The organism is Exiguobacterium sp. UBA7533, from assembly GCF_002479335.1.
Taxonomy (GTDB): Bacteria; Bacillota; Bacilli; order Exiguobacteriales; family Exiguobacteriaceae; genus Exiguobacterium_A.
On the sequence record NZ_DLMP01000017.1, the window covers coordinates 1 to 3,546 of the forward strand.

A 3,546-nucleotide genomic window follows, 5' to 3' on the forward strand; every position below is an offset into this window, starting at 1 on the left:
GTTCGTCCAGAACGCGAGCGAAAATCGATTGGTTCTGAGACTACCTTTGAAGAAGATACCGAGGATATCGATACGATATTTGAGACGTTGATTCGAGAATCAAAATCTGTCATTGCAAGTCTTCAAAAAAAAGAACTCGTCTGCCGAACGATTACGATCAAGTGGAAGACCGACACATTCCAGTCACGTTCGAAACGGCATACGTTTGCAGAAGAGACGGCGGACGAAGAACGATTACTTGAGGAAACAACGAAACTGTTCAATGGCATTACCTTCGATGGACCAATCCGCTTGATTGGTATGACGGTGAGTCACCTCACAGCTCCTCCCGCTGCGAGACAGTTGACGTGGCAGGACTTGGACTTACGCTTGTGAAATGAATAGCGATTCATTATACTGAGTACAAGACCAATCAGACAAGGGGGAACAAGTATGCAGTATACGATTACAGTATTTTCAGATCGTGGTGAAACGTTACTCGATGACGTCTTTGAAGCAGAGACGGATGGTCAGGCACGAGAAGAAGGGATTCGGCGCTTGAATGAAAGCGGTTATGCCCATCATGCAGCTCGCGTTACACGTTCAGGTCGTCTCATTCATTTCGAGCGCGCTTACTTACCACGAATCGTTCCTGCTTCATCTTAAACCATACTAAAAAAGGAAGACGCGCTATATCGGCACGTCTTCCTTTTGTTTACTTATTGCACGTCGTCTTGTTGCTCCATCATTGGCGCATAGAGCTCTTCTAACGGCTTCATGATGATTTGTGTGACTTCCGTCAACATCGTGTGCATCCGTTGCTCTTCTTGCATCAGCTGACTGATCAATGGGTTGTTTTGGACTTCAAGCATCTTTGTTTGGGCAGACGCCATATCGTCTGGTGTAATTTCTTCACCCTGCATCTGTTTTTGTTGTAATTCGAGTTGGATGTTACGGAACGATGCGAACAATTCGTTTGATTCCGGATCTGCGTTAACTTGCGTATACAAATCTTTTAATGTCGTGTACTCCGAAGTTTCGCGCAATGCGCGCTCCAGTGTGTACGCGTGATCGTATAAGTTTGTTTCTGCCATGAGTAAAACCTCCAATTTGTTTAGACGAGATAAAGCCCCGCCTGTATCAATCCAATTAAACCACCTAACAACCCTCCAAGCCAAGTGATAGCCCGGAATTCCCGCTTGGAAATCGATAAGACGATTTCCTCGAGATACGCAGTGTCCAGCAAATCAACCTCTTCTCGAACGATTGTTTCGAGATCGAGCGTCTGAAGGATCTGCCCGATTTGATTCGTCGTCCGTTCGAATAGATGATCGATGATGACAGGGACATGTTGCTCGATTAATTGTGACTCAAGTGGATTCAACCAGACGCGTAACGGTGTAGCAAGCATCGATTCAATCGGTAAACGTGCCATGATCTGTTCTTTGACAGTCTGTCGAATCCGTGACTCGGTCTCTTCTGTCAGATAAGACGACAGCGGACGATCCAGCCCCTTTTGCCATTCCTGACGTAATAAGGCAAGAATGAATTGAGACGTCGACTCTGATTGAAGTACCCGTTTCAGCTCCGGCTGAATCATATCAACGACGTTGACGTTCGCGAGTAACATCCCAAACATCCCACCTCCGAGACGCTGTTGGATAAAACGAGCAACAGTCTCCTCCAGTTGCAGACGTCCTTCAGGTCCATCAAAATATACCTCTGCTTGGTGCAATACAGATGTGACGAGTCTTGGCATGACTTCCTCGATTTTTTGTTCTCCGCCTTCTCCGATCAAGTCGCGTACGGATTGCTCGCGCCATTTATTCATCAGACTCGAAAACTCCCGCTCCAAGTGATAACTGATTTTCCCATGGATCCGTTGTTTCGGTTCGGCGATGAATCGACTAATCCACGCTTCCGTCGTCTCTTCCGAGCGTGTCCATTTCATGACTTCTTGTTCGACAAGCCGCGTGACGGCTCCACGAACAGCTGGTGACGCGAGACGTTTCCCGATTCCTTCTGGCGTCAAGAGATGCTTGACGACCGTCCGTCCGAGATTTGCTGCCAGTTCATTCCGTCGTTTTGGAATCAGACCAGGCGTGAATGGTACGCGAAATTTTCCAATGTATTTCGGTTCAAGTGGTCGAAACAACATTCGGATCGCCAAATGGTTCGTGATCGCTCCGATGAGGGCACCGATGATGACGATTCCAACAAGCTTCAACACGAGTAACAAAGTGTCTGACATAAGTTATCATTCCTTCCGATTTTCGACTTATGGTAAAGTCGAGATAGTTAGTTATGTACGATTTAGGAGTGATGCCGTGTGTTACGACAACTGATGACTGTATTCAATGACCAGCTTACGACCGATCCGAATCTGTATTGCCAGGAACAGTATAGCGTATATCGTCTTACAGATGGGCTTTGTTTTGGGATCAAGACGACTGCCATCTCCGACCGTGAACAACAACTGCTTGATGTATTTGCCGAGCGCATCATCACGACGTCGCGGTCAGATATCGATCTATGGCGAGAACGTCTCCAATCTGCTCATGCTGTGGAAGATCGACCATTTCGACTTGTCCACTTTTTATTTAATCCAACTGATGAACGTACGAGTGAGGAAATCCAACAACTGCTCTCCTCTTTCTTTTCGCAGACCAGTACGCTCATTCCTTTCAGTACTCATCGTTTTACGATCATCGAACGAGAAGAATTCGTTATTGAGGCAGAACTACACGATTTATTTTTAGCACTACAATCTGATTTTGTGCTTGATGGTAAGGTGTTGCTTGGTCAACAGCGTGCTACCGGCGACATTGCCGTTCAATTTCAACTCGAACAAGCAGCGCTCACCTTCGTCCCCTCTACGCAAATCGAACGTTTTTTACCTGCCATGACTCGTCTTGCAAGTCTAGATGACCGATATAGGGCAACACTCGTCGATCAGTTCATCCTGTCCCTCGAGCCAGAGTCTCGTGAGACGATCCTCGCTTTTTGCCGAGCTAACTTGAATGTCTCTTTGACAGCAAAACATCTATACTTACATCGGAACAGTCTCCAGTATCGACTTGACCGCTTAACGGAACAGACAGAAATCGATGTTCGGTCGTTTGAAGGGGCCACTTTTCTTTATACCTTGTTACTTGTAGCATGATGCCTAATTGAAAACGTTTGCATTTAGTCAGGTTGTCCATAGGCAGACTACCTGACTTCTTTTATACTATTTCTTGTAAGCGTTATTATTTCATCATTTACTAGGGGGAACTACAACATGGCTGAAATTCGTCTTGAACATATCGATAAAATCTACTCAGGTGATGCAAAAGCGGTTGATGATTTCAATCTGCATATTAAAGATAAGGAATTCATCGTCTTCGTTGGACCATCTGGTTGTGGGAAATCGACGACACTCCGGATGATCGCTGGACTTGAAGAAATCTCAGGTGGAGACTTTATCATCGACGGTAAACGCATGAATGATGTAGCGCCAAAAGATCGCGATATCGCGATGGTCTTCCAAAACTACGCTTTGTATCCACACATGAACGTCTTCGATAA

Annotated in this window: 5 protein-coding genes and 1 pseudogene; 4 read left to right on the forward strand and 2 right to left on the reverse strand. The window is 45.9% G+C overall.

Annotation, left to right across the window (positions count from 1 at the left end; all coding sequences use genetic code 11):
* A pseudogene (locus tag B2U10_RS14445) lies at positions 1–375 on the forward strand (DNA polymerase IV); the annotation flags it as partial.
* A gap of 57 nt (positions 376–432) precedes the next feature.
* Positions 433–645 (forward strand): YhzD family protein, encoded by a 213-nt coding sequence (locus B2U10_RS14450; RefSeq protein WP_056059948.1) that lies wholly within the window; start codon positions 433–435, stop codon positions 643–645.
* A 53-nt stretch (positions 646–698) separates the two neighbouring features.
* Here the strand turns inward: B2U10_RS14450 and B2U10_RS14455 are convergent, their stop codons facing one another.
* Positions 699–1,073 (reverse strand): YlbF family regulator, encoded by a 375-nt coding sequence (locus tag B2U10_RS14455; RefSeq protein WP_023467337.1) that lies wholly within the window; start codon positions 1,071–1,073, stop codon positions 699–701.
* Between the two features lie 20 nt (positions 1,074–1,093).
* Positions 1,094–2,230: a DUF445 family protein gene (locus B2U10_RS14460; RefSeq protein WP_290788498.1), complete on the reverse strand. Its 1,137-nt coding sequence runs from the start codon at positions 2,228–2,230 to the stop codon at positions 1,094–1,096.
* 78 nt (positions 2,231–2,308) lie between these two features.
* Here B2U10_RS14460 and B2U10_RS14465 point away from each other — a divergent pair, with 78 nt between their 5' ends.
* Positions 2,309–3,142, forward strand: a complete 834-nt coding sequence (locus B2U10_RS14465) for a PucR family transcriptional regulator (RefSeq protein ID WP_056059943.1) — start codon at positions 2,309–2,311, stop codon at positions 3,140–3,142.
* 117 nt (positions 3,143–3,259) lie between these two features.
* Positions 3,260–3,546 (forward strand): ATP-binding cassette domain-containing protein (locus tag B2U10_RS14470; protein ID WP_290788502.1); only part of this gene is annotated, 287 nt, incomplete at its 3' end.

Excerpts from the sequence above, each read along its gene's own strand:
- B2U10_RS14450 (WP_056059948.1), top strand. The coding sequence starts at position 433 with ATGCAGTATACGATTACAGTATTTTCAGATCGTGGTGAAACGTTACTC.
- B2U10_RS14455 (WP_023467337.1), bottom strand. The coding sequence starts at position 1,073 with ATGGCAGAAACAAACTTATACGATCACGCGTACACACTGGAGCGCGCA.
- B2U10_RS14460 (WP_290788498.1), bottom strand. The coding sequence starts at position 2,230 with ATGTCAGACACTTTGTTACTCGTGTTGAAGCTTGTTGGAATCGTCATC.